We start from the raw sequence: 24711 nt of genomic DNA, 5'->3' as shown, positions 1-24711 counted from the left end.
ATTAATATTCCATTTCCTTTTATTATAATTTTCAAAATTCCCTTATGTTATATTTTATCGTAATAATTTATCTAATTAAAGCTTTTTATTGTATTGGTTTTGCTAAAATTCTCAAATTTTATTTGTTAAGGCAATTGTAATGACAACTTCTTTTTTACTTGAAATAGGAACGCAAGAGCTTCCTGCTATCCCACTTTTGGCAGAGATTCCAAACATCAAACAAAAATTAAGCAAAATTTTGCAAAATCATCGCTTATTGTGTGATTTTGATTTCTACTATACACCACGACGCTTAGTCATCATTGCAAATCAATTTCCAACTTCACAAAGCCCTCAAGTGCTTGAATTTTTTGGTCCGCCAACCACCATTGCTTATAAAGATGGCAATCCAACTCAAGCTGCCCTAAGCTTCTTCAAAAAATGCGGTATCACTCAAAAAGAAGCAAGCACAATCACAAAAGACAACAAAGAAATTCTTTATTTCAAAAAAGAATCCCCAAAAGCACCTGCACAAGACTTATTGCAAACTATCACAAAAGAATTTCTAGAATCACTCAATTTTGGCAAGACTATGCGTTGGGGAGACCAAAAAGAATCTTTTATCCGCCCTATCTCTTGGATTTTATGCTTGCTAAATAACACACCAATTAGCCTAAATCTCTATGGAGTAGTATCCCAAAACCAAACTTTCATTCATAGAAATATTAGCTTTGCACCACAAGAAGTTACAAGCATTGATAATTATTTTGAAATCTTAAAAAGGGGTATGGTTATCCTTAATCAAGAAGATAGACGCACTAAAATATTACAAGAAATTCAAGAGATTCAATCCCAAAAAAATATCAAAGTAGAAATTGATGAAAATCTTTTAGAAGAAATTGTTTGCATTACAGAATATCCAACCGCTCTATTTGGTGAATTTAGCGAGCGTTTCTTAGAACTACCAGCTCCTTGCATTATTACTTCTATGAAAGTTAATCAACGCTACTTTGCAACCTACAAAGACAAGAATCTCTACAATGGTTTTATTGTGGTTTCAAATAGTCTAGCTCAAGATTCTAATGCCATTATCCAAGGCAATATCAAAGTTTTGCGTGCTAGATTAGAAGATGCACTTTTCTTTTATCACAATGATCTCAAAAATGGATTTATGCCAAAAAAACTCAAAAATGTAACCTTTGTAGAAGGCTTAGGCTCTATGTGGGATAAAACCCAAAGAGAAAGGCAAATCATCAAGCTAATTGCCCCACTTTTCACAAAAAACCTTGAAAAAGAAAATCAAGATATTGGGCTAACTTTGGAGATTCTTGACCAAGCTAGCATGTTTTCAAAAGCTGACTTAATGAGTGAAATGGTTTATGAATTCACCGAATTACAAGGAATTATGGGATATTATTATGCGAATGCTTTAGGCTATGATAGCAAAGTAGCCCTTGCTATCAAAGAGCAATATTTACCAAATTCCGAAGAAAGCCCTCTCCCTAGCAATCTTATTAGTGCATTTGTAGCACTTGCTTACAAACTCGATAATCTCTTTGCACTCTTTAGTATCCACAAAATCCCAAGTGGTTCTAGAGATCCATTTGCCTTAAGACGCGCTGCTATAGGAATTATCAAAATTATTTTGCATTTTGATTTATCTTTTGATTTACAAAAAATATCCTCACTTTTAAGCCCTCTTTATAAGCCTTTTGATTTGCAACAATTAGAAAATTTTATCTTAGAGAGAATGGATTCTATGTTTGATTACAATCCTTCTTTATTGCGAGCAATTTTGGCAACCAATGAGAAAAATATATTGCAAATCTACCAAAAACTTGATGCATTAAATTCAGTCCTCAAAAATGCAGATAAAAATCTTTTAATGCAAACCTTCAAAAGAGTGGCTAATATCACAAAAGAAGTAAATCTCTCTTCTAGCTTAGCTATCAAACAAAATAAGCTACTAGCCACAGAAGAAATAGAGCTTCACAAAGCATTTTGCCTCTATGAAGAAAAATCCCCAACGCTTAATTATCAAGAGCAGCTACAAATGCTTTTAGACCTCAATCCTCTGCTTAGCAGATTCTTTGATAAAGTCCTAGTAAATGCCCCTGATGAAGATTTTAGAAATAATCGCAAGAATCTTATTGCAAAAATCTATCAAGCCTTTTTAAATATTGCTGATATTAGAGAAATTAGCTTTTAGAGTCTTCTCTTGGATTTAACACAACTCAAAAAACAAATTGAACTCAAAAAACAAAATTACCCCCAAGAATGGCTTGGCAGAAGCCTTGCCTATACACCTTATCAACCGCGTCCCATTAAAGAAATTCTTACCAAAACAAAACAATATTACCCCAAAAATATCTACTCTATCCCAAATACAAAAGATTTTTTAGAATTCTCACAAAATAAAGAAAAGGAAGCCTCTTGCTTTTTGTTAGATATTCTTGAAAACCTTACATTTGTTAGACGCTATGTCAATGTGCCTCTTATTTTTAATTATCCCATCATCGATACTTATCAAATCCTAGAATCTTTAGTTTTTGGGGCAGATTGCATTATTCTAACTCCATCAATTTTATCTCAAAAAAACCTCAAAGAATTGAGTGATTTTGCTATCAAAATCGGATTAGAAAGAATCTTCACTATCAATTCCAAAGAAGACTTAAGCAAAGCCATTTTTGCAAAAGCTGATATCTTAAATCTCCAAAACAATTCAAATCTTATTCCCCTAATCCCACAAAACAAAATCATCTTAGCCCAAAAAAATCTACAAAAAATTCAAGGAATTGATGCCTATATAGAGGACTTTTAGCAAAAGAAAATTAAATTATTACACTTTTTAAGTATTCTTTTAGTTTCTTTTGGTTAAAAACTTTGCTTATTTTTATTGAGGAGTTTTTATGTCATTAATGATTAATGAAGAATGTATTGCCTGTGATGCATGCAGGGAAGAATGCCCAAATGAAGCAATAGAAGAGGGAGATCCATATTATATTATTGACCCAGAGCGTTGCACAGAATGCTATGGTTTTTATGATGAGCCTGCTTGTTTATCTGTTTGCCCTGTTGATGCGATTGTTTCTGACCCGGACAATATTGAATCACTTGAAGAATTGAAATTCAAATATTCTCAACTCCACAAAGAAGATTAATGGCAAAAATCACCGCAATTATTGATATTGGCTCTAATTCTGCTAGAATGGCGATTTTTGAAAAAACCAGCCATTTTGGATTTCATCTACTTTATGAAACAAAAAGCAAAGTAAGAATCTCAGAATCCACCTATGAAAACAATGGTTTTTTACAGCCAGAACCTATGCAAAGAGCCATCAATGCATTGCAAGATTTTTTGTGGATAGCCAAACTTCACAAAGCAAGAAAAATCATTTGTGTAGCAACTTCAGCCCTAAGAGATGCCCCTAACAAAAATATTTTTTTACAAGAAGCTAGGAAAATTGGCTTAAACATTAAGGTTATTAGTGGAGAAGAAGAGGCTTATTTTGGAGCATTAGCAGCTCTTAATCTCCTTCCTTACAAAGAAGGAATCACCATTGACATTGGCGGAGGTAGCACAGAATGTGCTTTGATACAAAACCACAAAATTATCGATAAAATCTCACTCAACCTTGGCACAATTCGCCTTAAAGAACTCTTTTTTGACAAAGGTGATTATCAAGGCGCACATGCTTTTGTTCTAGCAAATCTAAACACCCTCCCAAACCACTTCAAAAATCCAAAAATTTTTGGAATTGGCGGAACAGCTAGAGCCTTAAGCAAAGCCATACAAAAACAAATCAATTATCCCTTAAATACACTCCATGCTTTTGAATATCCTTTTAAAGATTATTGCGGTTTTTTCAAAACCATTTATACAAGCGAGCAAAAAGATTTATTAAAATTAAATATCAAAGAAGAGCGTTTAGATTCTATTCAAGGTGGGGCTCTAATTTTCCATTTAGCACTCAATCTTTTTGAAGCAAAAACAATCGTAACAAGCGGCGTTGGAGTAAGAGAAGGGGTATTTTTGCATGATCTTTTGCGTCATCACAACCAGCACTTTCCACCAAACTTTAACCCTAGTGTTAGAAATCTCAAAGATAGATTCATCAAATATCCTAGGCATTCTAAAATTATCAAAAAACTCGCTAACCAGCTCTTTGAAATTCAAGATTCTTTGAAACTCTTAGACTTTGCTTACAAAAAACATCTCAATATCGCCGCAGAACTTTGCAACATCGGAATAGCACTTAACTTTTATGAAAAAAACCACCATGGAAATTATCTTTTATTTAATGCACTAAATTATGCCTTAACGCACAAAGATAGGCTAATTATCGCCACTCTTATCCGCTACAACAATAAAAAAATCCCAGAAGATTTGCCCTACAAACAACTTCTCCCTCCAATAGAAGTTTTGCAAATCCTGAGTTTTTTTGTTGCACTTGCAGAGATTCTAAGCTACAATCCACAACCAGAATCTTTTGTTTTTAATTTCCTAAAAGATGAAAATTACACATTAGAAATTCGCCACACAAATTTTTCTTACCTCACAAAAGAAAAACTAAAAAAACTCACTCTTCCAAAATTCTTTCGGTTGAAATTATGCTAAAGCCCATAAAAGTCGCTTTTATTCGTCTTACCGCTATGGGTGATATTATTCATAGTGCAAGCATTTTGCCTCTTTTGCACCAACAACTTTCACAAACCCACAATCCTACTTTTCATTGGTATGTTGATAGCTCTTTTAAAGAAATACTAGAATCTTCCCCCTTTGTCGATAAACTCATTGCCATTCCACTCAAGCAAAGCATCCAGCAAAAAAGCTTCAAAAATCTCTATTTGATTTACAAAACCCTAAAATCCGAATCTTATGATATTGTCATTGATTTACAAGGGCTTATTAAATCTGCTATTGTTGGGAAGATTCTCCACTCCAAAAAATATGTTGGCTTTGACTTTAAAAGCACAAAGGAATCTCTAGCCACCCTTTTTTATACTCAAAAAATCCATATCCCCTATCATGAACACATTCTTTTACGCAATGCCACCTTAGCTTTTAATGCATTCAATCTACCCACCCCAAATTTACAAACACTTTTTAATCCCAAACCCTTTTTAAGCTTCAATCCCGCACTCACTCCACAACTACCCAAAAATTCTAAAAATATCCTTTTTGTGCTAGAAACCTCAAAACCAAATAAAACCTATCCAAAAGCCCTATTTTTGGAGCTAGTCAAACTCTTTAATGCCATTGGAATATCCCCTATTCTTCTTACCCATAAAACTACTATTAATGATTCTTCATTGCATTTTTATCATTTCACAAATCTAAGTCTCAACGCCATCAAGGCACTCTTAGCACAAATGGATTTAATTATTGGAGGGGATACAGGAATCACTCATTTAGCATGGGCATTACAAAAACCCTCTATCACGCTTTTTGGAGCAACACCACCAAAAAGATTCCACCTGCAAACTCCAATCAATCTTTATCTTGTAGCCACTCCAGATAACACCAACAAAAAAAGCTATGATAAAAAAAACTTTAGCATTCAAACTATCCCTCCACAAGAAATTTTCAATCTTGCAAAATCCCTATTAGAGAGCAAAATATGAAAAAACTGCTACTTTTTTCTTTTTTAAACCTTTTGGGCTATTTCTTTTTGTATATGCCACATTTTTTGCGTTTAGGATTTGCAAAATTAATTGCTTTACTTTTGTTTCTTTTGGACAAAAGACGCAAATTTGATTTGCTTACAAACCTAGATTTTGCTTATAACAATACACTTTCAAAAGAGCAAAAAAAAGAAATTTTAAAGACAAATTATTTGAATTTAGTTTATAACTCCATTAGTTTTTTTATGCTCGCTGTTAGCACAAAAGAAAGAATCCTAAAAACCATTCACATTGACAAACCAGAAATTATCCAAAATTTACTTGATAATCACACAAATATTGTTTTTGTAACTGCCCATTTTGGAAATTGGGAATACACAACTCCCGCATTTTCTTGTTATTTCAATCATCGCATTACAGCAGTTGCACGCATGACTCCCTATCCCCTTATTAACGAGTACCTCATTCAAGTGCGCTCCAAATTCAATATCCACATTCTTGATAAAAAAGGTGCTGCCATTCCTCTTGCTAAAGCACTCAAAAAAGATAGAGTAGTAGGGATTGTTACTGACCAAAATACAGCCAACAAAGAAGGGGAGCTTGTCAATTTCTTTGGCAAAAAAGTCCGCCACACACCCATTGCTTCTCTTTTGGCAAGAAAATTTGATGCCAAAATCATACATTTTATTGCGTATTATTCCAAAGATTACAAAAAGATTCTCATCAAGATTCTACCTCCCATAGAATTCCAAAAAACACAAAATGCACAAGAAGATATCCACAACCTTACACAAATTCAAAGCGATATTTTAGAGCAAATTATCAAAGAAAATCCAAAAGAATGGCTATGGTTCCATAAAAAATTCAAAAATCAATATGAAGAAATCTACAAAGGGCACTCTAATGAATAAAATTTCTGCTGTCATTCTTACCAAAAATTCCCAAAGACTTCTTTTTGAAGTTTTAAAATCCCTTAAAGAACTTGATGAAGTCATAATTTTGGATAATGGCTCTAATGATGATACTCTAAAAATTGCACAAAGTTTTGCAAATGTAAAGATTCACAAACATGATTTTATAGGTTTTGGCAAACTCAAACAACTTGGTAGCAAACTTGCAAAAAATGATTGGATTCTTTCTATTGATAGTGATGAAATTGCCTCAAAAGACCTCATTGATGAAATTCTCCATTATCCGCTAAAAAATGATTTTTGTTATAGCTATGATGTTAAAAACTACTTTAATGGGCGGCATATTAGAAGTTGTGGTTGGTATCCAGATAGGTTTTGTGGTATTTATAATAGAAAAAATGCTGATTTTGATGATAGTGAAGTCCATGAAAAAATTGTCGCTTTAGATTCTGAATTGAAGGTGATTCCACTAAAAGGCTATATTTCCCACTTTCCCTATGCCAACACAAATGATTTTCTCAATAAAATGCAAAAATACACAACCCTCTATGCCAAAGATTTCTGCAACAAAAAACAAAGTTCCCCCCTTAAAGCATTAGTGCATTCGCTATGGTGTTTTATTAAAAACTATTTCTTTCAAAAGGGATTTTTGGAGGGTTATGAAGGTTTTGTTATTGCTAGCTATAACGCACAAACTGCGTTTTGGAAATACATCAAACTCTATGAAGCCAACAAAAAGGTAAAATATGAAAATTCTAATCATTAAACTACGCAATATAGGCGATGTTTTACTTATTAGCCCACTCTTTTACAATCTCAAAAAATATTATGGCGATTCTTGTATTTTAGATGTTTTAGTCAATGCTGGCACAGAAAAGATTCTGCAAACACAATATCTCAACCAAATCCACACCCTAAAAAGAAATCCAAATAAACTTCAAAGAATCTATGATGAATTAGCATTGCTAAAAGCCATTAAAAAAGAAAAATACGATATGGTAATTGGACTTACAAGCGGAGAAAGAAGTGCTTTTTTGGCATTTTGGAGTGGTGCTAAAATACGCGTTGGTTTTCCGCCCAACTCTTTTTGGTCAAAAAATCTCTACACCCACAAACTCACACCAAAACACCAACACAATCTTGAAGATAATCTTGAAGCACTAAGAATCTTAAATATCCCCATTCTTTCAAAAAAAGTCCTTGCCCCCATACCGCAAAAAACCACAAATCTTAATAATCTGCCCCCACATTTCATTCATCTTCATCTCTTTAGTCGTTGGTTTTTTAAATGCCTTAATGACTCCTTTTGTGCTAAAATCATTGACACTATCACACAAACCTATCATATCCCTTGTGTATTGACTGCTGCAAAAGATTCTAGAGAATCCAAAAAACTACAAAACATTCTTAAACTTTGCCATAGCAAGCCTCTTTATTTTGATGGCACACTCACTCTCCCTGAAGTTTCTTTGCTCAATTCAAAAGCCCTCGCATTTGTTGGAGTAGATACTGCCATTATGCACTTATCAGCAGCCAACAATATCCCCACTTTTGCCTTTTTTGGTCCTAGCGGAGTGGTAAGTTGGGGTCCTTGGGATAATGACTTAGATTCTAGCACCTACAACAAACAAAATGGAATCCAACAAATGGGCAAACATTTTGTTTATCAAGAAGATTTTGATTGTATTCCCTGTGGAAGGGCTGGTTGCAATGATACTAAAATAAGCGATTGCTTACTCTCAAAACTTAATCAACAAAAAGCCCTCTCATATCTTTTGGATTTTTTAAACAATATAATCCGCCACCATTGATTTATTTTGCTCTTTTTGTCCTCTTGTGATATTTTTATTTCTTATAGCTAATTCAAAACGATTCTATCCATGCAACTTTGCAAAATTTCAAGCATTTTAAACATAGAAACCCTCATTATTTTATTCCTTTTTAGTTTTATTTGTGCCATAATTTCAAAATTTTTATAATAAGTGAGTTTTGTATGCTAATTAAAGGTGCGATGATTTGTGATGCAAATGGTGAATACAAAGGCGATATTCGTATAGAAAATGAGAAAATTACAGAAGTTGAACGCAATATTCTACCCCAAGAAAATGAGGAAATTTTCCAAGCAGAGGGAATGACAATCTTACCAAGCGCTATTGATTTAAACACGCGTATTCAAAATTTCAACAAAGAAAATCTACTTAAACTTTCCTCTAAAGCTGCCCTAGGAGGTATTGGATTAGCTACTTTGATACCAGAGAGTGAAGATTCTACCAATACAGAACTTGCCATAGAATTGCTTGATGCACTAAAAGATACTTTTCAAGCACAGATTCTAGGGCTTGTGCAAAATACAAATAAAAATATCTCAACACTTCACAAAAAAGGTGCAAAAGGGATTTATACAAAATCCAATGAAAATGGCAATTCACTCCGTATGGCTTGTGAATTTGCATTAATGCTTGATGTGCCGATATTTTTTGATTGTGAAGATGAATCATTGAGTGCTAATGGTGTGATGAACGAAAGCGAGCTTAGTGGAAAATTAGGATTATCAGGCATCACAGAACTTAGCGAGACAAAAGAAGTCGCTATGATTAGCGAATTAGTACATTTTATGAAAATAAAGGCTGTTTTTAATGCTATTGCCTCCACTAGAAGCATTGAAATTTTACAAACTACCAAAAAAACTCACCCCGATATTTTCATACAAACCTCTATTCACCATTTAATGCTTACAGAAAATTTATGCAATCACTACAACACCTTAGCCAAAATCAAGCCCCCTTTAAAATCCGAAAAAACTCGCACAAAACTTCTTAGCCACCTTAAAGCTATGGAAATTGATTTATTGACTTCTTTGCAATCTCCCTACTCTCTCTCCCAAAAAGATTTACCCTTTGATGAAGCAGCCTTTGGGATTGATATGATAGATTATTTCGTGCCAATGTGCTATACACTTTTGGTAAAAAACTCCCATATGTCTTTAACAGAACTAAGCAAAATACTCTCTTTAAATCCTGCACAAATTTTGGGATTAAAAGATTATGGTCTCATACAAAAAGGCTATTATGCAAATTTGATTGTATTAGATACCAAAGAAAACCAAGTCATTGATAACAAAGAATCCCCCTATTATGACTGGATTTTCACAGGGAAAATCAAAGGGCATTTTATTAAAGGCAAAAAAATCTTTTAAGGACTAATGATGAATGCAAAAATAGAAGAAAAACTTTTATTATTGATGGATAAATTTTTTGAATGGGCAATCAATTTTACCCCTCATCTAATCAGTGCTATCTTAATCCTACTTTTTGGATACTATCTTGCTAGAATCCTCTCTAAATACACCTCAAAAGCAATCATCAAAGCAACCAAAGATGAAACTTTGGGAGTTTTTTTAAAAAATGTTGTTTTTGCTGGAATCTTGCTTTTAACCTTTATCACCGCCTTAAGCAATCTTGGCGTTAAAACAACCTCAATTATAGCTGTCTTAGGAACTGCTGGTTTGGCAATTGCTTTGTCACTAAAGGATTCTTTATCTAATCTTGCAAGCGGAATTATTTTGGTTGTTTTAAGAAGATTTAATCGCGGGGATGTCATTAGCGTAAATTCTATGGTAGGCAAAGTTGATTCTATCAACCTTTTTGAAACCAAACTCACAACACTAGACAATCAAGTCATCATTATGCCAAATTCCCTTCTTGTTTCTACACCCATTATCAATATCAATATCAATCCAACACGAAGAATGGATTTAATCTTTGGAATTGATTATGGTAGCGACATTGCCAAAGCAAAGGAAATTTTAGAAGAAATTTTCAACGAAGATTCTTTGGTACTAAAAGATCCCGCACCTGTTATAGGTGTAAATGCACTAAATACTAGCAGTGTGGATTTGCTTGTGAGGTTTTGGGTTAATACAGCAGATTATTTTCAAGCCAACATTACTCTTCCCCAAAAAGTTAAAGCAACCTTTGAACAAAAGGGCATTGAAATACCTTACAACAAGCTTGATATTAATATCAATCCCACCCAAACTCCATTGCTTAGGGGAGATAAATAATGTATCTTATTGGGGCTGATTATTTATTGCTTTGCAATGAGGATTTTTCTATCATTAAAAATGGTGGAATCTACTTCAATGAAAATGAAATTTTAGAAATTGATACCTATGAAAATCTCCAAAACAAGCCTGCAAAATCCCAAAAATATTACCAAAACTGCGTAATTACCCCTGCACTAACAAACTTACATATTCATTTAGAATTTAGCCAAAATGAAGGAAGTTTGAAGTTTGGCAATTTTGGAAAATGGCTTGATAGTGTGATAGAAAATCGAGAATCCCTCATGGATTCTTCACTTCAATTACAAATGCAAAATACTATCCAAACTCTTTTGCAAAGTGGCGTAGGTTTTGTAGGGGCAATCTCTAGCTATGGGTATGATTTAGAAGCTTTAGCAAATAGCCCTTTACGCGTTTTGTATTTCAATGAAGCCATCGGTTCTAAAGTAGAAGCTTTGGATATGCTCTACCAAAATCTACTTACAAGATTGCAAGATTCACAGCAATTCTCTTCTCATCATTTCTTCCCCGCATTAGCCATTCACTCGCCCTATTCTGTGCATTCTAAAATGCTACAAAAAGTTTTAAATCTTGCCAAAACTCAATCTCTGCCCCTTAGTGTGCATTTTTTAGAATCCAAAGAAGAAAGAGAGTGGCTAGAAACCAAAAAGGGCTATTTTCAAGGCTTTTTTGAAAGATTTTTCCACACAAAAATGCAACCCTTTTATACCATTTCTGACTTTTTAAATTCTTTTAGAGGGCTAAAACCTTATTTTGTCCATTGTTTAGAAGCCACACACAAAGACTTAGAAATGATTGCAAAAATGCAAGGGAAAATTATCTCTTGCCCCAAATCAAATCGCTTATTAAACAACAAAATTTTAGATTTAAATCTCTGCAAACAATCTCAAATCCACCCTATTTTTGCAACCGATGGCAAAAGTTCTAATGATTCGCTCTCTTTGCTTGATGAATTACGCACTGCCTTGTATGCCTATATGGATTATGATCTTGAATCTTTGGCAAAAGATTTGTTGCTTGGAGTTACCTACTATGCCCACAAAGATAATCCCCTAGGCATCAAAGCAGGAAGCTTAAAAAAGGGATTTTTGCCAGACTTTGCAGTTTTCAAAACCAAAGCCAAAGAGCAACTTGCACTCATGTTGCTATTATACACCAAAAAAGCCGAAGCTCTTTATATTGGCGGAAAACAAATTATTTAAGGATTTTTATGGAAAAACTAGCAATTTTTAGAGAATATGATATACGCGGAATCTACAATCAAGATCTCACAGAAGAAAATGTAATCAAAATTGGTTTTCTAATCGGAGAAGAACTCAAAAAACGAGGGGGCAAAACGCTTGGGATTGGTTATGATGCAAGAGTGCATTCAGAAATCATCTTCCAGTGGCTTTGTAGCGGAATTGAAGCAAGTGGAATCATCACTTACAATTTAGGACAGATTCCAACCCCTGTAGGATATTTTGCTCTTTTTACAGATTTTGATGGATTAAAGCTTGATGGTAGCATTATGATTACAGGCTCACACAATCCACCACAATACAATGGTTTTAAAATTACACTTCTAAAAGAACCTTTTTTTGGCAAGGATATTTACCAGCTAGAGCAAAAATTTTATGCTTTAGATTCTATCAACACCAAACCTGCTAACCCCAAAAAACTCAATGTGTTAGAAAAATATATTGAATTTTTAACCAAAGAATTTCAAAGTTTAAAAGGCTTGAAAATTCCTATTAACATTGATTGTGGCAATGGCATAGCAGGAGTTGGGATTACAGAAATCCTAAAAAGACTAGAATTGCACTTTGAGGGCTTGTATCTTAATCCTGATGGGACTTTCCCAAACCATCATCCAGATCCAAGCGAAGAAAAAAATCTAAAAGATATTAAAGCTTTGGTAACAAAAAATGGCGGTATTGGATTTGCCTTTGATGGAGATGGTGATAGATTAGCAGTCATCAAAGAAAATAAAGTCTATAAAGGTGATGAATTAGCTATTATTTTTGCACAAAAGATTCCAAATCCTATCATCATCGGCGAAGTAAAATGCTCTTTAAATATGTTTGAATCTATCAACAAAATCGGTAAAGCCATTATGTATAAAACAGGGCATAGCAATCTCAAAGTCAAACTCAAAGAAACCAATGCTCATCTTGCATTTGAAGTGAGTGGGCATATTTTCTTTAATGATAGATATTTTGGTTTTGATGATGCTATTTATGCAGCTTTACGTGTTTTAGAACTCATCAAAGAAGATGGATTAGAATTTGATAGAATCCTACAAACTCTACCCAAACTCTACTCCACAGATGAAATCAAGATTCCAACTACTGAAAATCAAAAGTTTGCAATTATCCAAGAATTACAACAAATCCTAAAAAATCCACCTGCAAACTTCCCTAAAATTGTAGAAATTATTGATATTGATGGTTTGAGAGTTATTTTTGAAGAGGGTTGGGGATTGATTAGAGCTAGCAACACTACCCCAATGCTTGTAACTCGCTTTGAAGCCAAAAGCGAATATGCCAAAGAAACTTACCAAAAAGCACTCTTAGATTTACTTAATTTTAAAGGATAGAGAATGGAAGAAATCACCCTACAATCCCCTTTTGATATGCACTTGCATCTACGCGATGGAGAGATACTGCAAAATGTCGCACAACATACCGCTAAAAGCTTTTCTTATGCACTTATTATGCCAAATCTTAATCCACCCATCTTAGATACAAAATCTGCCTTAGCTTACCAACAAAGAATCCTACAAGCCACACAAGGAAACAATTTCACTCCAATAATGTCGTTATATCTCAATGAAAATTTAGGGCTTGATGACTTGCAAGAAGCCAAAGATAATGGAATCTTTATACTAAAACTCTACCCAAAAGGTGCAACCACAGGAAGCGAAAATGGTGTAAGCGAAATCTTAAGCGATAAAATTTTAGAAATTTTAGAAATTGCACAAAATTTGGGAATGATTCTAAGCATTCATGGAGAAACAAATGGCTTTGTTTTGGATAGAGAAGTAGAATTTCATTCCATTTTTGAATACCTTGCCAAAAATTTTCCTAAGCTAAAAATCATCTTTGAACACTTAAGCGATAGACGCTCTATTCCTTTGGTAGAAAAATATGATAACCTCTTTGCAACTTTGACTTTGCACCACATTTTATTAAGCTTAGATGATGTGATTGGGGGAATGCTAAATCCACATTATTTTTGCAAGCCTATTTTAAAAACAAAAAAGGACCAAGAATCTCTATTACAAACTGCATTGCAAGCACATCAAAAATTCTCTTTTGGTAGCGATTCTGCTCCACACTTAAAAAGCAACAAAGAATCCCAAAAAGGCTCTGCTGGAATCTTTAGTGCCCCTATTTTGCTTCAAGCACTCACACAAACTTTTGAAGCCCATAACGCATTAGAAAGCCTTGAATCTTTTATTAGCATTAATGCTAGCAAAATTTATGGTTTAACTCGCACAAGCAAACAAATCATGCTCACAAAAAAGCCTTTTCAAGTCCCACAAGAATACGCAGGCATTGTCCCGATGTTTGCTGGACAAACACTGCAATGGAGTTTAGCATAATGTCAAAAATCGCAATTTATCCCGGGACTTTTGACCCTATCACAAATGGGCATCTTGATATTGTCCAAAGAGCTTGCAAACTTTTTGATGGGCTAATCATTGCTGTGGCAAAAAGTGAAAATAAAAAACCTCTTTTTAGTCAAGAACAACGCATAGAAATGGCAAAACTTGCTATCAAAGAACTTCAATTGAGTTTCCCCTCCCTTTATGTCTATGGCTTTGACAATTTGGTAGCTGATTTTGCCAAAGAGCAAAATTCCAATATTCTTATAAGAGGACTTAGAGCGGTGAGTGATTTTGAATATGAATTGCAAATGGGCTATGCCAATGCCTCTTTAAATCCAAAGCTAGAAACCATTTATCTTATGCCTTCTTTGCAAAATGCGTTTATTAGCTCAAGTGTTGTTCGCTCTATCTTATCCCATGGAGGAGAAATCAAGCATTTAACCCCAAAAAGTGTAAGCAATTTCATAAAGGAAAGCAATGTATGTAGTCATTGAAGGAATTGATACTAGCGGCAAAAGCACACAGATTCAAGAACTTAAACTTGCCCTCCAAGAAGCAATCTTTACTTTTGAGCCGGGTGCTACCCCTCTTGGAAAAAAGCTCCGAAAAATCTTATTAGAAGATTCCATTGAATTAGATTCAAGGGCAGAAATGTTGCTATTTTTGGCAGATAGGGCACAACACACCCATGAAATACTCAAAGCCAACCCCGATAAATTAATCATTTCTGATAGAAGTTTAATTTCTGGAATGGCTTATGCAAAAGACTTTGATTTTGAAACTCTTAAAGCCTTTAATCTCTTTGCTACACAGGGAATATTGCCGCAAAAAGTTATATTTTTGGAATTGCAAAAAGAAGATTTACAACAACGCCTCCAATCAAAAAATGAAGACAAAATAGAACAAAGAGGGCTAGAGTATCTTTTGGAACTCCAACAAAGAACAAAAGCCATTATAAAAAAGCTACAACTTCCTTACATTTCTATCAATGCCAATCTTCCAAAAACAACAATCACTCAACAAATTATCAACTTTATCAAAGAGTAAAATTTGCGGTGTTTGCTATGTGGAAACCTTACTTTTTTTACTCTTTGCAAAGCATGCTTTGAAGATATTAAAATCCAGCCAAAGATTAGAAAAATAGATAATCTTAAAGTTTATAGCTTTTATGATTATCAAGATATCGAATATTTACTCCATGCTAAATACCATATTATCGGTAGCAAAATTTATAAAATTTTAACCTCCAAAATCAATCTTTATCTAAAAGAGATTCTAAACCAACCACTGCAAGCTTATGGGATTGGGATTGATGATAAAATCAGCCAAAAAGGTTATGCCCATAATGCTATTTTTCTTAAGAATCTAAAAAGTTTGGGTATTACGCCACTCTACCACACACTATTAGCCAAAAATCCGGTATCTTATGCGGGCAAAGATTTGAAATTTCGCCAAAACAATCCCCGAAATTTTTACCTCACTCAAAATGTAGAGAAAAAAGAAATTATTTTAATAGATGACATCATCACTACAGGCTCCACGCTCAAAGAGGCACAAAAATACCTCTATGCAAATGGCGCTAATGTTTTAATGGCATTTGTCTTAAGCGATGCGAAATATTAATCTTTCAAATAATATTCAATAGTAGAAACTACACGCACTTTTTTAATATGTGAAGTATTCCTATCTCGATTAGAAATGCTAAACTGCCCTTGAGAAGCCTTTTTGATTTTACCTAAACTGCTTTGAGAATCTTGTGCAAATTTCTTCGCCACTTCCCTTGCATTAAAAGTCGCTTCCTCTATCATTTGAGGCTTTATATCATTTAGCTTTGTATAAAGATATTCAATCTCATAATCCTCAACCTTGACAATCAAACCATCTTTGCCAAGTTCTGCGATTTTCTCTAATATTTTTCGCCCCAAATCCACTTCTTTTGTATAAACCAACACTTCACCTTGCCCATTATAGCGATAAGCAATATTTTGAACTTCGCTATAAGAATTTCCCACTTTGTCAGTAATCCTTAGAGCTTTTAATGTAATTTCCTCTTTTTTAATTCCCTCTTTCTCCAAAAACATCAAAATCTTTTTAGAATCTTCTGCCAAATCTCTATACAAAAGATTCAAATCATTATTAGCTCGCGTAAAACTTACTGGAAAAATCATCACATCAGCTTGCACTTCTCTTTCGCTCAATCCTTTGACTACAACACTTCTATCCATTGATTTAAAAGCCATGATTCCTTGCATAAACCCATAACCCAAAACTATACTACATACCACAAAAAATATCCCCAAAATGGTTACACTTATTTTGCTCATCACTTTACCTCATATTTAAAATTCTACATTTTTTGGAGTGGTGTCCACGATGCGATTCGAACGCATGGCCTCACGATTAGGAATCGTGTGCTCTATCCAGCTGAGCTACGAGGACAAAAAGTTATTGAATTTACACAAGAAGGCTCCCCAAAGGGAGCAAAGAAGTTATTTTTTTGCAGCTGCAACAGCGTCTTTAAGACCTTTACCTGCTTTAAATTTAGGAACAAATTTATCTTTTGTTTTATATTTTTTATTTGTTCCTGGAACTGTTCCTTCTTTTCCTTTTTGAAGCACAGTTTCAAATTTACCAAAACCTACAAGTTCAACACTACCATCTTTTTTGGAAAGAGCTTTTTCAATTGCAGCAACGAATGCACTAATTGCTTTTTCAGCTTCTTTTTTTGTTTCATACTCACCGACTTGTTTTACTAAGTCAACAAATTCTGATTTGTTCATCTTTGGAAACCTCCATATTTTTATTTTGAACAACATATTTTAGCATAAAATATTTACTTTTCAAGACTTTTAATGCAAAAAATAGGGAATTTCTGAAGTTTTATTGAATATTTTTGCTTCATCACTTAAATTCTCACCTCCCTTTAAACAATAAAACTAACATTTGCCATTAACACACCTCAAGCCTTTTATATTTGTTTTTTAAGGTTTTTTTTAATAATATAGCAACATTTCATAAAAATTAAAGAATAAAATTCACTCAAAAATATTGATAAATAATTTAAAAATTTTGGTATAGTAAGGAGAGAATAAAATGTCCATAAAAGTAGCAATCAATGGAACAGGTAGAATTGGTTTATGTGTTTGCAAGATTCTTGGAGAAAGAGATGATTTGGAGCTAGTTGCCATCAACACCACAATGCCTATTGATACTTTAATCCATTTACTAAAATACGATTCTATTCACAAAAAAAGCGAAATTACCAAGATTAGCGAAAACCAAATCCGTATTGGAAAACAACAAAATATCCAAATCATCAGCACTAGAAACATTCAAGAAATCAATTTTGGAAATTATGGTGCAGAAATTGTAATAGAATGCACAGGGGCTTTTAATGATATTCACAAAGCCTCTGCACATCTTTATGGTGGAATCAAGCGTGTAGTTATCTCTGCTCCAGCCACAGATACACCCACTTTTGTTTATGGTGTCAATCATTTAACCTATAATGGCGAATCTATTATTTCTAATGCGAGTTGCACCACCAATGCTTTAGCCCCCCTCACAAAAGTATTGCATGAAAATTTCAAAATCTTAAGCGGTTTGATGACTACTATCCACAGCTATACAAATGACCAAAATCTTTTAGATTCCAAACACAAAGATTTGCGTCGTGCAAGAGCAGCTGCACTCAATATGATACCCACATCAACGGGTGCTGCAAAAGCAATCGGACTGGTTATGCCAGAACTCAAAGGCAAACTCAATGGATTTGCAGTGCGTGTCCCAACACCAGATGTTAGCCTAGTAGATCTTACTTGTGTGGTAGAAAAAAATGTTACAAAAGAACTCATTAATGAAACCTTCAAAAAAGCTTCAGAAGAATCAATGAAAAATCTTATTTTCATCGATGAAGAAAAGCTTGTATCTAGCGATTTTATTGGCTCTTCGTATAGTTCAATTTTCATTCCTGATTGCACCAATGTAGTCAATAATAATCAAGTTAAAATTGTAGCTTGGTATGACAATGAATGGGGATATTCTACCCGTTTAGTTGATATGACAGCATTTGTAGGTAGAAGTCTTATATGATACACCTCAGCAATACTTATGAAAAATTTATTCCAAAAGATTCTCATCTTTTCTCTAAAGAAAATATAGAATCTTGCTTTCAAAAAATTCTAACCGAAAAAGCAAATGGCACAAGCGGTTATTACAATTTACCCTATGAAGATAACCGGGCTATATTTGATTATATTCACACCAATCAAGCTTTTCTACAAAACATTAAAACCCTAGTTATTATCGGAATTGGTGGAAGTTCCCTTGGGACAAAAGCTATTGATGCCCTCCTCTCTCACCAAAACAATCGCAAAAATATCAAAATACGCTTTTTAGAGCACACAGATCCTATTATGATACACAAAGATTTACAACGCGTAAAATGTGAAGAATCGCTTTTTATTGTCATTTCAAAATCTGGATTAACCATCGAAACCACTTCACTTTTTAAATATGTCCTCAAACGCTTTTGTTTATTAGAAACAAAAAACAAAAAACGCCTCATCACAATTACCGATGAAGACTCTCCACTCTTCCAATGGAGCAAGACAGAAAATATTCAATCTTTTACCATTAAACCAAATATCGGCGGTAGATTCTCTGTCTTGAGTGCAGTTGGACTGCTACCCCTTGCAATTTTAGGCTATGATATTTGCAATATTCTAAAAGGTGCACAAAACATCGCTACTCAGTTTTTCATAGAAAAGAAAAGTGAAATTCTCAAAAAAGCAATTTTCCTAGCCAAAAATGAAACAACCTACCCTATTAATGTGCTTTTTTCTTATAGCAGCGTTTTTAGGCATTTTAATTCTTGGTATGTGCAGCTTTGGGGAGAATCTCTTGGAAAACTCGATTATCAACAAAACAAAAGAGGCTTAACACCCATTGCCTTAATTGGCAGCATTGACCAACATTCTTTTTTGCAGCTCATTATGCAAGGTCCTCAAAATAAAAGTGTAACTTTTTTGAGCGTTGAAAAACTTTCACAAAAATCACTTTACATACCAAATATTAGTCTAAAAGGACTTGAAGCTACCGATTTTGTCAATAACACTTCATTTAATAATCTTCTTAAATTGCAATGTGTAGCTACCAAAGCAAGCATTATTGCCCAAAATGTGCCTGTGGATTCCTTGGTTTTAGCTTCCTTATGCGAAGAAAGTGTTGGAGAATTGATTTTTTATTATGAGCTACTCACTTCTTGTGTGGGGGTTTTGTTACAAATAGATACATATAATCAACCCGGGGTTGAATTTGGCAAAAAAATCTTGAGAGAAAAATTTACACATATTTAATTTTTTTTTCACTTTTTTTTCTATTTTATACTTTTATATTTCAAAAAGTCTTATAATATTTCTAAAAAGCAAGGAGTATCTATGAGTCTTATTGAAAACATCAAAGAAAAAGCAAAGTCTTTTTTGCAAACCATTGTTTTGCCTGAAACCAATGATATGCGAACCCTAGAAGCCGCACACACTATCTTAAAAGAAGGCATTGCGAATCTTATTTTAATCGGGGATGAGCTAAGTATCCAAAAACAAGCCAAAAAAGCCAATCTTGACCTTCAAAAAGCAACTTTTATTAATCCTGCATCATGTGATGAATTAGAAGATTATGTAGAACTTTTTGTTAAGCTTAGAGCGCACAAAGGCTTGAGTGAAAAATCCGCTAGAACTTTACTTTTGGAAAATCCTCTTTATTTTGGAGTAGCCCTAGTAAAATCCAAAAAAGCCGATGGAATGGTAGCAGGCGCTATCAACTCTACTGCTGATGTCTTAAGAGCTTCTTTGCAAATTTTGGGCACAAAGCAAGATTCTAAACTCGTATCTGCATTTTTCTTAATGGTAGTCCCTAATTGCGAATATGGAGAAAATGGAACTTTTATCTTTGCAGATAGTGGCTTAGTGCAAAACCCAAATGCACAAGAGCTTGCTTCCATAGCTATTGATTCTGCTAAAAGCTTCCAAACTCTAGTGGGCAAAGAACCCATTGTTGCTATGCTTTCACATTCTACCAAAGGAAGTGCTAAACACCCTGATGTAGATAAAGTTATAGAAGCTACCAAAATCGCACAAAGTCTAGCACCGCAAATAGCCATAGATGGAGAATTTCAATTAGATGCCGCTATTGTCCCAAGTGTAGGAAAGTCCAAAGCCCCAGATAGCAAAATAGCAGGGTATGCTAATGTGCTTGTTTTTCCTGATTTAGATTCTGGAAATATCGGATACAAGCTCACTCAAAGACTTGCAAAAGCTGAAGCTTATGGGCCTATTACCCAAGGCATTGCTGCACCTATTAATGATTTATCAAGAGGTTGTAGCAGTGAAGATATTGTTGGTGTTGTTGCCATTACAGCCCTCCAAGCACAACAACAAAAAGAAACAAAAGGAGCATAAATGGACATTTTAGTTATTAATTGCGGAAGTTCATCTCTCAAATATCAACTTATCAATACTGATACCGAGGAGGTTTTAGCTTCTGGGATTTGCGATAGAATAGGTATTGATGGAGGACAATTTAGTTACAAACCAAAAGATGGAGAAAAATCCACACAAAATATTGAAATCAAAGACCATGAGGTTGCAATCAAGCTTGTTTTAGGCGCACTCACAAACCCTTTTAATGGTGCAGTGAAATCCCTTGAAACCATCAAAGCCATCGGACATAGAATTGTTCATGGTGGAGAGCATTTTACCCATTCAGCAATTATCACAGAAGAGGTAATTTATAATATTGAGGAATGTGCAGATTTAGCCCCTCTACACAATCCTGCGCATTTACTTGGAATCCGAGCCTGTCAGCATTTAATGCCAAATACCCCAATGGTAGCTGTTTTTGATACTGCATTCCACCAAACAATGCCACCAAAGGCTTTCATCTATGGCTTACCCTATGAATATTACACAAAATATAAAATTCGTCGGTATGGATTCCATGGCACAAGTCATAGCTATGTTTCCAAACGCACAGCGGAGTTTTTGGGTATTCCATTAGAAAATTCAAAAATTATCACTTGTCATTTGGGAAATGGTTCTAGTATTTGTGCTGTTGAAAATGGCAAAAGCATTGATACAAGTATGGGATTAACTCCACTTGAAGGCTTGGTAATGGGGACAAGAAGCGGAGATATTGATCCTGCTGTAATTGATTATATAGCCCAAAAAGAAAATTTAAGTACCAAAGAAATTATGAATATTTTAAATAAAAAATCTGGAGTCTTAGGAATCTCTGGCTTATCAAGTGATTTTAGGGATTTATTAGCAGCTGATGAGAAGGGAGACTTAAAGGCGCGTTTTGCAAGAGAAGTTTTTGCTTATCGTGTGGCAAAATACATCGGCTCTTATACAGCCGCATTAACCGGTGTTGATGCAATTTCATTCTGTGCTGGAGTAGGCGAAAATGCGAAATTTATCCGCGGTAAAATTGTCTCTCACTTACAATTCCTAGGTATCACACTTGATGAAAAAGCAAACTTAGAAACCATAGGAAGAGAAGGTATTATTTCCACTTCTGATTCCAAAGTCAAAGTGTGTGTAATCCCAACCAATGAAGAATTAATGATAGCAAGGGATACAAAAGCCCTCGTAAGCAAAGCCTATAATCTTTAGATATAGGCTACTTATCCAAATACCTTTTGTCAAAAAGGCTGTTTAAATGCACATTTCCAAGTGCTACTTTCAAAGAAGTAAAAAAATCAGGATTATTCATTTCCATTTCCTTTAGCATTTGCTTTGTTTTTTCTCTAGCAAAAGGTCGCTTATCATCGCTTTGCCACATAATTGGACAATTACAATCTGGTGCAATATAAATATCGTTTTTTGCAATAAAATCAATAATTTGCCTCTCCCGCACAAAAATCAATGGACGAATCACATACAAACCATTTTCTGCTTTATAAATTGGAGGCATAGAACGCAAAGCACCATTATAAGTGAGATTCATCATAAAGCTTTCAGCTGCATCATCCAAATGATGTGCTAATGCAATTTTATTAAATCCACCCTCTAAAGCCTTAGAATACAAAGCCCCTCGTCTCATACGCGAACAAAAACTACAATACACCGTCCCTTCTCTACGATTTTCTTCTAAAATCTTATAAATGTCTGTGCGATAAAGTTCATAAGGTATCCCTAATTTTTCACAATACTCAAAAATATACTCATATTCACCACCCCTCCCATAATCCACTGTCAAAGCTTTAAATTCAAAATCAAAAGGTGCGTATTTTTTCAATCTTGCCAATAAAGTCGCTAGCAAAATAGAATCTTTCCCTCCACTCAATCCCAAAAGTATTTTATCGCCCTCTTTGATTAGCCCAAACTCTGCATTTGTGCTTCCTGTGATTCTTAGAATCTTTTTGCTAATTTCTATTTTCTCTTCCATTTTTCTCACTTTAATTCTTCAAATTTATCTGCCAAATTTTCTTTCAAAAATTCCTTCACTTCTTGTTCTAATACTAAATGTTTATCATATTTAATAACCACAACTCTTTCATTCTCATTAATAAACCACTCCAAAATTCCTCTAAGCTCCACCAATTTTTCTAAATCCTCATTTACAATGTTTTCTCTAAGTGGCAAATAAAGATTCTTTTGAAAAGTTGGATTTGCCAAAAACCCTAAAGCCAAAATCCACAAAAATGAAACAACCACAACAAAAAGGCTAATAGAAAGCATTCCAAAATATTCATACAAATGCCCACCTACAAGTGCTCCCACAAATGAACCAAAATATCCAAAAGCAGTAAAAACACCCAAAGCGCTTCCTTTTTGATGCGCCTTGCAATAGCGACTAGCAAGACTTTGCATAATAGGCTCATGCACAGAAAAACCGACAAAAAACACCAAAATTCCAGCGACAAACACCCACAAATTTTGACTAAGCATCAAAAGATATGCCACAACAAAAAACAATATTCCCACCACCAATACACTTTTAAACTTGCCCTTTTTCTCTGCAAAAATCGCCGCAGGTGCTATTGCGATAAGCCCAAGCAAACTTGCAGGAACATACACTTGATACAAATTCTCTTTAGGCATCTCAAAGCCCTTTACAAGTGCAATAGGAATAATCAAAAATGTCAAAGTCATAAAACCTTTTTGCAAGAAATTTGTAAGATTCATAATTTGAAGATTTTTATTTTTTAAAATAAAACTATATTTATCAGAACTAGAAATAAAACTATACTGTATCTTTGGTGCTTCAGGGACAAATAAAAGCAAAATCCCTAAGCTAAGCACCCCCAAAAAACAGGTAATCCAAAATAAACTTGCCACTCCAAAATAAGCACTCAAAATAGGTCCCAAAATCAAAGCTGTTGTAAAACTAAGAGAAATGGTAGCCCCCATTAATGCCATTGCTTTTGTGCGTTTCTCTTCTTTTACCAAATCAGCTATCATCGCGCTAACCACTCCTCCAATAGCTCCTGCCCCTTGCAAAAATCTACCCAAAATTAGCATATAAATATCATCACTCATCGCACACACAGCTGAACCAATAATAAAAATAATAAGTCCAAGGGCAATAATGCTTTTGCGTCCAAATTTATCACTTAAAAAACCAAAAGGAATTTGAAACAATACTTGAGTGAGTGCATATCCCCCTATGGCAATCCCAACCAAAATCGGACTCATACCCTCCATAGATAAGGCATATAAGGATAAAACAGGCATAACAACAAACAAACCAAAAAATCGCCCAGCCAAAATAAGGCTTAGTGGAATAGTTTGTTTGATTAAGGATTCTTTTTTTATCATAGATTCTCCAATTTTTGCTAAAATTCCAAACAAGAAGTTAATTTTATCCAAAATACATTCAACAAGGCAATAATAATGCGTCTAATTTTAGCAACTTCAAACCAAGATAAAATCATAGAAATCCAAGAAATCTACAAACCATTTGAGCAAAATGCTTTAGAAATACTAGCATGGAGCGATTTGTGCGATCCTTTTGAAATCGATGAAAATGGCAAAACATTTCAAGAAAATGCACTAATTAAATCTAAAGCTGTTTTTAATACCCTCCATGCAAAAAATCTACTCTCACAAAATGATATTATACTTTCTGATGATAGTGGAATATGCGTTGATGCACTCAATGGAAAACCCGGAATCCATAGCGCTAGATATAGCGGTGGAGATTCTAAGGCAAATTTAGAAAAGCTTTTATGTGAAGTAGCCAAACTTCCAAACCAAACTTCCAAAGCACATTATTGTGCAAGTATAGGAATTAGTAGTTTTTATGGAGATTTTAGCACACATGGATTTATGTATGGCAAGGTGATTGCCAATCAACGCGGCAAAAATGGCTTTGGCTATGATCCAATGTTTATTCCACAAGGTTTCACACAAACACTTGCAGAGCTTACCAAAGAAGAGAAAAATGCCATTTCTCATAGATATATTGCACTCAATAGAGCCAAATATATTTTAAGGGCTTTATTTAAGGCTTTTAAATAA

Annotated in this window: 25 protein-coding genes and 1 tRNA gene; 21 read left to right on the top strand and 5 right to left on the bottom strand. The window is 34.2% G+C overall.

Annotated elements, in window-relative coordinates; translation table 11 throughout:
- The first annotated feature begins 139 nt into the window (after window positions 1-139).
- The 16 genes from glyS (at window position 140) to JJQ98_RS04015 (ending at window position 15814) form a co-directional block, all read left to right on the top strand.
- A complete protein-coding gene (glyS, locus tag JJQ98_RS04090; protein ID WP_151104812.1) occupies window positions 140-2188 on the top strand; it encodes a glycine--tRNA ligase subunit beta in 2049 nt (682 codons plus the stop codon).
- Between the two features lie 9 nt (window positions 2189-2197).
- A complete protein-coding gene (locus tag JJQ98_RS04085) occupies window positions 2198-2800 on the top strand; it encodes a beta/alpha barrel domain-containing protein (RefSeq protein WP_060661851.1) in 603 nt (200 codons plus the stop codon).
- Between the two features lie 88 nt (window positions 2801-2888).
- On the top strand, window positions 2889-3140 hold the full coding sequence (locus tag JJQ98_RS04080; protein WP_054195704.1) for a YfhL family 4Fe-4S dicluster ferredoxin: 252 nt from the start codon (window positions 2889-2891) through the stop codon (window positions 3138-3140).
- Window positions 3140-4597, top strand: coding sequence for a Ppx/GppA phosphatase family protein (locus JJQ98_RS04075; protein ID WP_151104813.1), 1458 nt, complete (start codon window positions 3140-3142; stop codon window positions 4595-4597). Before JJQ98_RS04080 ends, JJQ98_RS04075 begins: the two co-directional genes overlap by 1 nt.
- Entirely contained in the window at window positions 4591-5604 is a 1014-nt protein-coding gene (gene waaC / locus JJQ98_RS04070) for a lipopolysaccharide heptosyltransferase I (RefSeq protein WP_151104814.1), read from the top strand. Before JJQ98_RS04075 ends, waaC begins: the two co-directional genes overlap by 7 nt.
- Window positions 5601-6515 carry a lipid A biosynthesis lauroyl acyltransferase gene (locus tag JJQ98_RS04065; RefSeq protein ID WP_065829387.1) on the top strand — a complete coding sequence of 305 codons (915 nt, stop codon included), beginning with the start codon at window positions 5601-5603 and terminating at the stop codon, window positions 6513-6515. Before waaC ends, JJQ98_RS04065 begins: the two co-directional genes overlap by 4 nt.
- Window positions 6508-7281 (top strand): glycosyltransferase family 2 protein, encoded by a 774-nt coding sequence (locus tag JJQ98_RS04060; RefSeq protein WP_247596684.1) that lies wholly within the window; start codon window positions 6508-6510, stop codon window positions 7279-7281. Before JJQ98_RS04065 ends, JJQ98_RS04060 begins: the two co-directional genes overlap by 8 nt.
- Complete coding sequence (locus JJQ98_RS04055; protein ID WP_151104816.1) at window positions 7262-8326, top strand: glycosyltransferase family 9 protein; 1065 nt, start codon at window positions 7262-7264, stop codon at window positions 8324-8326. Before JJQ98_RS04060 ends, JJQ98_RS04055 begins: the two co-directional genes overlap by 20 nt.
- A 182-nt stretch (window positions 8327-8508) precedes the next feature.
- A complete protein-coding gene (locus JJQ98_RS04050; RefSeq protein WP_151104817.1) occupies window positions 8509-9711 on the top strand; it encodes an amidohydrolase family protein in 1203 nt (400 codons plus the stop codon).
- A 9-nt stretch (window positions 9712-9720) separates the two neighbouring features.
- The gene (locus tag JJQ98_RS04045; RefSeq protein WP_151104818.1) at window positions 9721-10578 is read left to right on the top strand and encodes a mechanosensitive ion channel family protein; all 858 of its coding nucleotides are present in this window, start codon (window positions 9721-9723) and stop codon (window positions 10576-10578) included.
- A complete protein-coding gene (gene mqnF / locus JJQ98_RS04040; RefSeq protein ID WP_151104819.1) occupies window positions 10578-11801 on the top strand; it encodes an aminofutalosine deaminase family hydrolase in 1224 nt (407 codons plus the stop codon). The genes JJQ98_RS04045 and mqnF overlap by 1 nt, the downstream gene beginning before the upstream one ends.
- Before the next feature lie 8 nt (window positions 11802-11809).
- Complete coding sequence (locus JJQ98_RS04035) at window positions 11810-13177, top strand: phosphomannomutase/phosphoglucomutase (RefSeq protein WP_151104820.1); 1368 nt, start codon at window positions 11810-11812, stop codon at window positions 13175-13177.
- A 3-nt stretch (window positions 13178-13180) separates the two neighbouring features.
- On the top strand, window positions 13181-14185 hold the full coding sequence (gene pyrC / locus JJQ98_RS04030; protein ID WP_151104821.1) for a dihydroorotase: 1005 nt from the start codon (window positions 13181-13183) through the stop codon (window positions 14183-14185).
- The gene (gene coaD / locus JJQ98_RS04025) at window positions 14185-14685 is read left to right on the top strand and encodes a pantetheine-phosphate adenylyltransferase (protein ID WP_005023275.1); all 501 of its coding nucleotides are present in this window, start codon (window positions 14185-14187) and stop codon (window positions 14683-14685) included. Before pyrC ends, coaD begins: the two co-directional genes overlap by 1 nt.
- Entirely contained in the window at window positions 14669-15238 is a 570-nt protein-coding gene (gene tmk, locus JJQ98_RS04020) for a dTMP kinase (protein WP_054195694.1), read from the top strand. Before coaD ends, tmk begins: the two co-directional genes overlap by 17 nt.
- Window positions 15239-15241: 3 nt before the next feature.
- On the top strand, window positions 15242-15814 hold the full coding sequence (locus JJQ98_RS04015; protein ID WP_005023278.1) for a transformation protein: 573 nt from the start codon (window positions 15242-15244) through the stop codon (window positions 15812-15814).
- Here the strand turns inward: JJQ98_RS04015 and JJQ98_RS04010 are convergent.
- The 3 genes from JJQ98_RS04010 to JJQ98_RS04000 form a co-directional block, all read right to left on the bottom strand.
- Window positions 15811-16515, bottom strand: a complete 705-nt coding sequence (locus JJQ98_RS04010; RefSeq protein ID WP_151104822.1) for an SIMPL domain-containing protein — start codon at window positions 16513-16515, stop codon at window positions 15811-15813. The two genes, JJQ98_RS04015 and JJQ98_RS04010, sit on opposite strands and share 4 nt — an antisense overlap.
- 38 nt (window positions 16516-16553) lie before the next feature.
- Window positions 16554-16630: transfer RNA gene (locus tag JJQ98_RS04005), tRNA-Arg, on the bottom strand.
- Window positions 16631-16680: 50 nt separating this feature from the next.
- Window positions 16681-16971, bottom strand: coding sequence for an HU family DNA-binding protein (locus JJQ98_RS04000; protein WP_005023280.1), 291 nt, complete (start codon window positions 16969-16971; stop codon window positions 16681-16683).
- Between the two features lie 313 nt (window positions 16972-17284).
- Between JJQ98_RS04000 and gap the strand changes: the two genes are divergently transcribed.
- From gap to JJQ98_RS03980, 4 genes are all read left to right on the top strand, one after another.
- Window positions 17285-18283, top strand: coding sequence for a type I glyceraldehyde-3-phosphate dehydrogenase (gene gap, locus JJQ98_RS03995; RefSeq protein ID WP_151104823.1), 999 nt, complete (start codon window positions 17285-17287; stop codon window positions 18281-18283).
- Entirely contained in the window at window positions 18280-19548 is a 1269-nt protein-coding gene (locus JJQ98_RS03990) for a glucose-6-phosphate isomerase (RefSeq protein WP_151104824.1), read from the top strand. Before gap ends, JJQ98_RS03990 begins: the two co-directional genes overlap by 4 nt.
- Window positions 19549-19629: 81 nt before the next feature.
- Window positions 19630-20649: a phosphate acetyltransferase gene (gene pta / locus JJQ98_RS03985; protein WP_060663379.1), complete on the top strand. Its 1020-nt coding sequence runs from the start codon at window positions 19630-19632 to the stop codon at window positions 20647-20649.
- Window positions 20650-21861 carry an acetate/propionate family kinase gene (locus JJQ98_RS03980; protein ID WP_005023287.1) on the top strand — a complete coding sequence of 404 codons (1212 nt, stop codon included), beginning with the start codon at window positions 20650-20652 and terminating at the stop codon, window positions 21859-21861.
- Between the two features lie 7 nt (window positions 21862-21868).
- Here the strand turns inward: JJQ98_RS03980 and JJQ98_RS03975 are convergent, their stop codons facing one another.
- Window positions 21869-22636 (bottom strand): tRNA 2-thiocytidine biosynthesis TtcA family protein, encoded by a 768-nt coding sequence (locus JJQ98_RS03975; protein WP_115056667.1) that lies wholly within the window; start codon window positions 22634-22636, stop codon window positions 21869-21871.
- A gap of 5 nt (window positions 22637-22641) precedes the next feature.
- A complete protein-coding gene (locus JJQ98_RS03970; protein WP_065837163.1) occupies window positions 22642-24009 on the bottom strand; it encodes an MFS transporter in 1368 nt (455 codons plus the stop codon).
- A gap of 75 nt (window positions 24010-24084) precedes the next feature.
- On the opposite strand from JJQ98_RS03970, the gene rdgB reads away from it, so the two are divergent.
- Window positions 24085-24711: an RdgB/HAM1 family non-canonical purine NTP pyrophosphatase gene (gene rdgB / locus JJQ98_RS03965; protein WP_054195690.1), complete on the top strand. Its 627-nt coding sequence runs from the start codon at window positions 24085-24087 to the stop codon at window positions 24709-24711.

Source organism: Helicobacter pullorum NCTC 12824 (assembly GCF_017979475.1).
Lineage (GTDB): Bacteria > Campylobacterota > Campylobacteria > Campylobacterales > Helicobacteraceae > Helicobacter_D > Helicobacter_D pullorum.
This window is presented reverse-complemented; position numbering and strand designations above follow the sequence as displayed.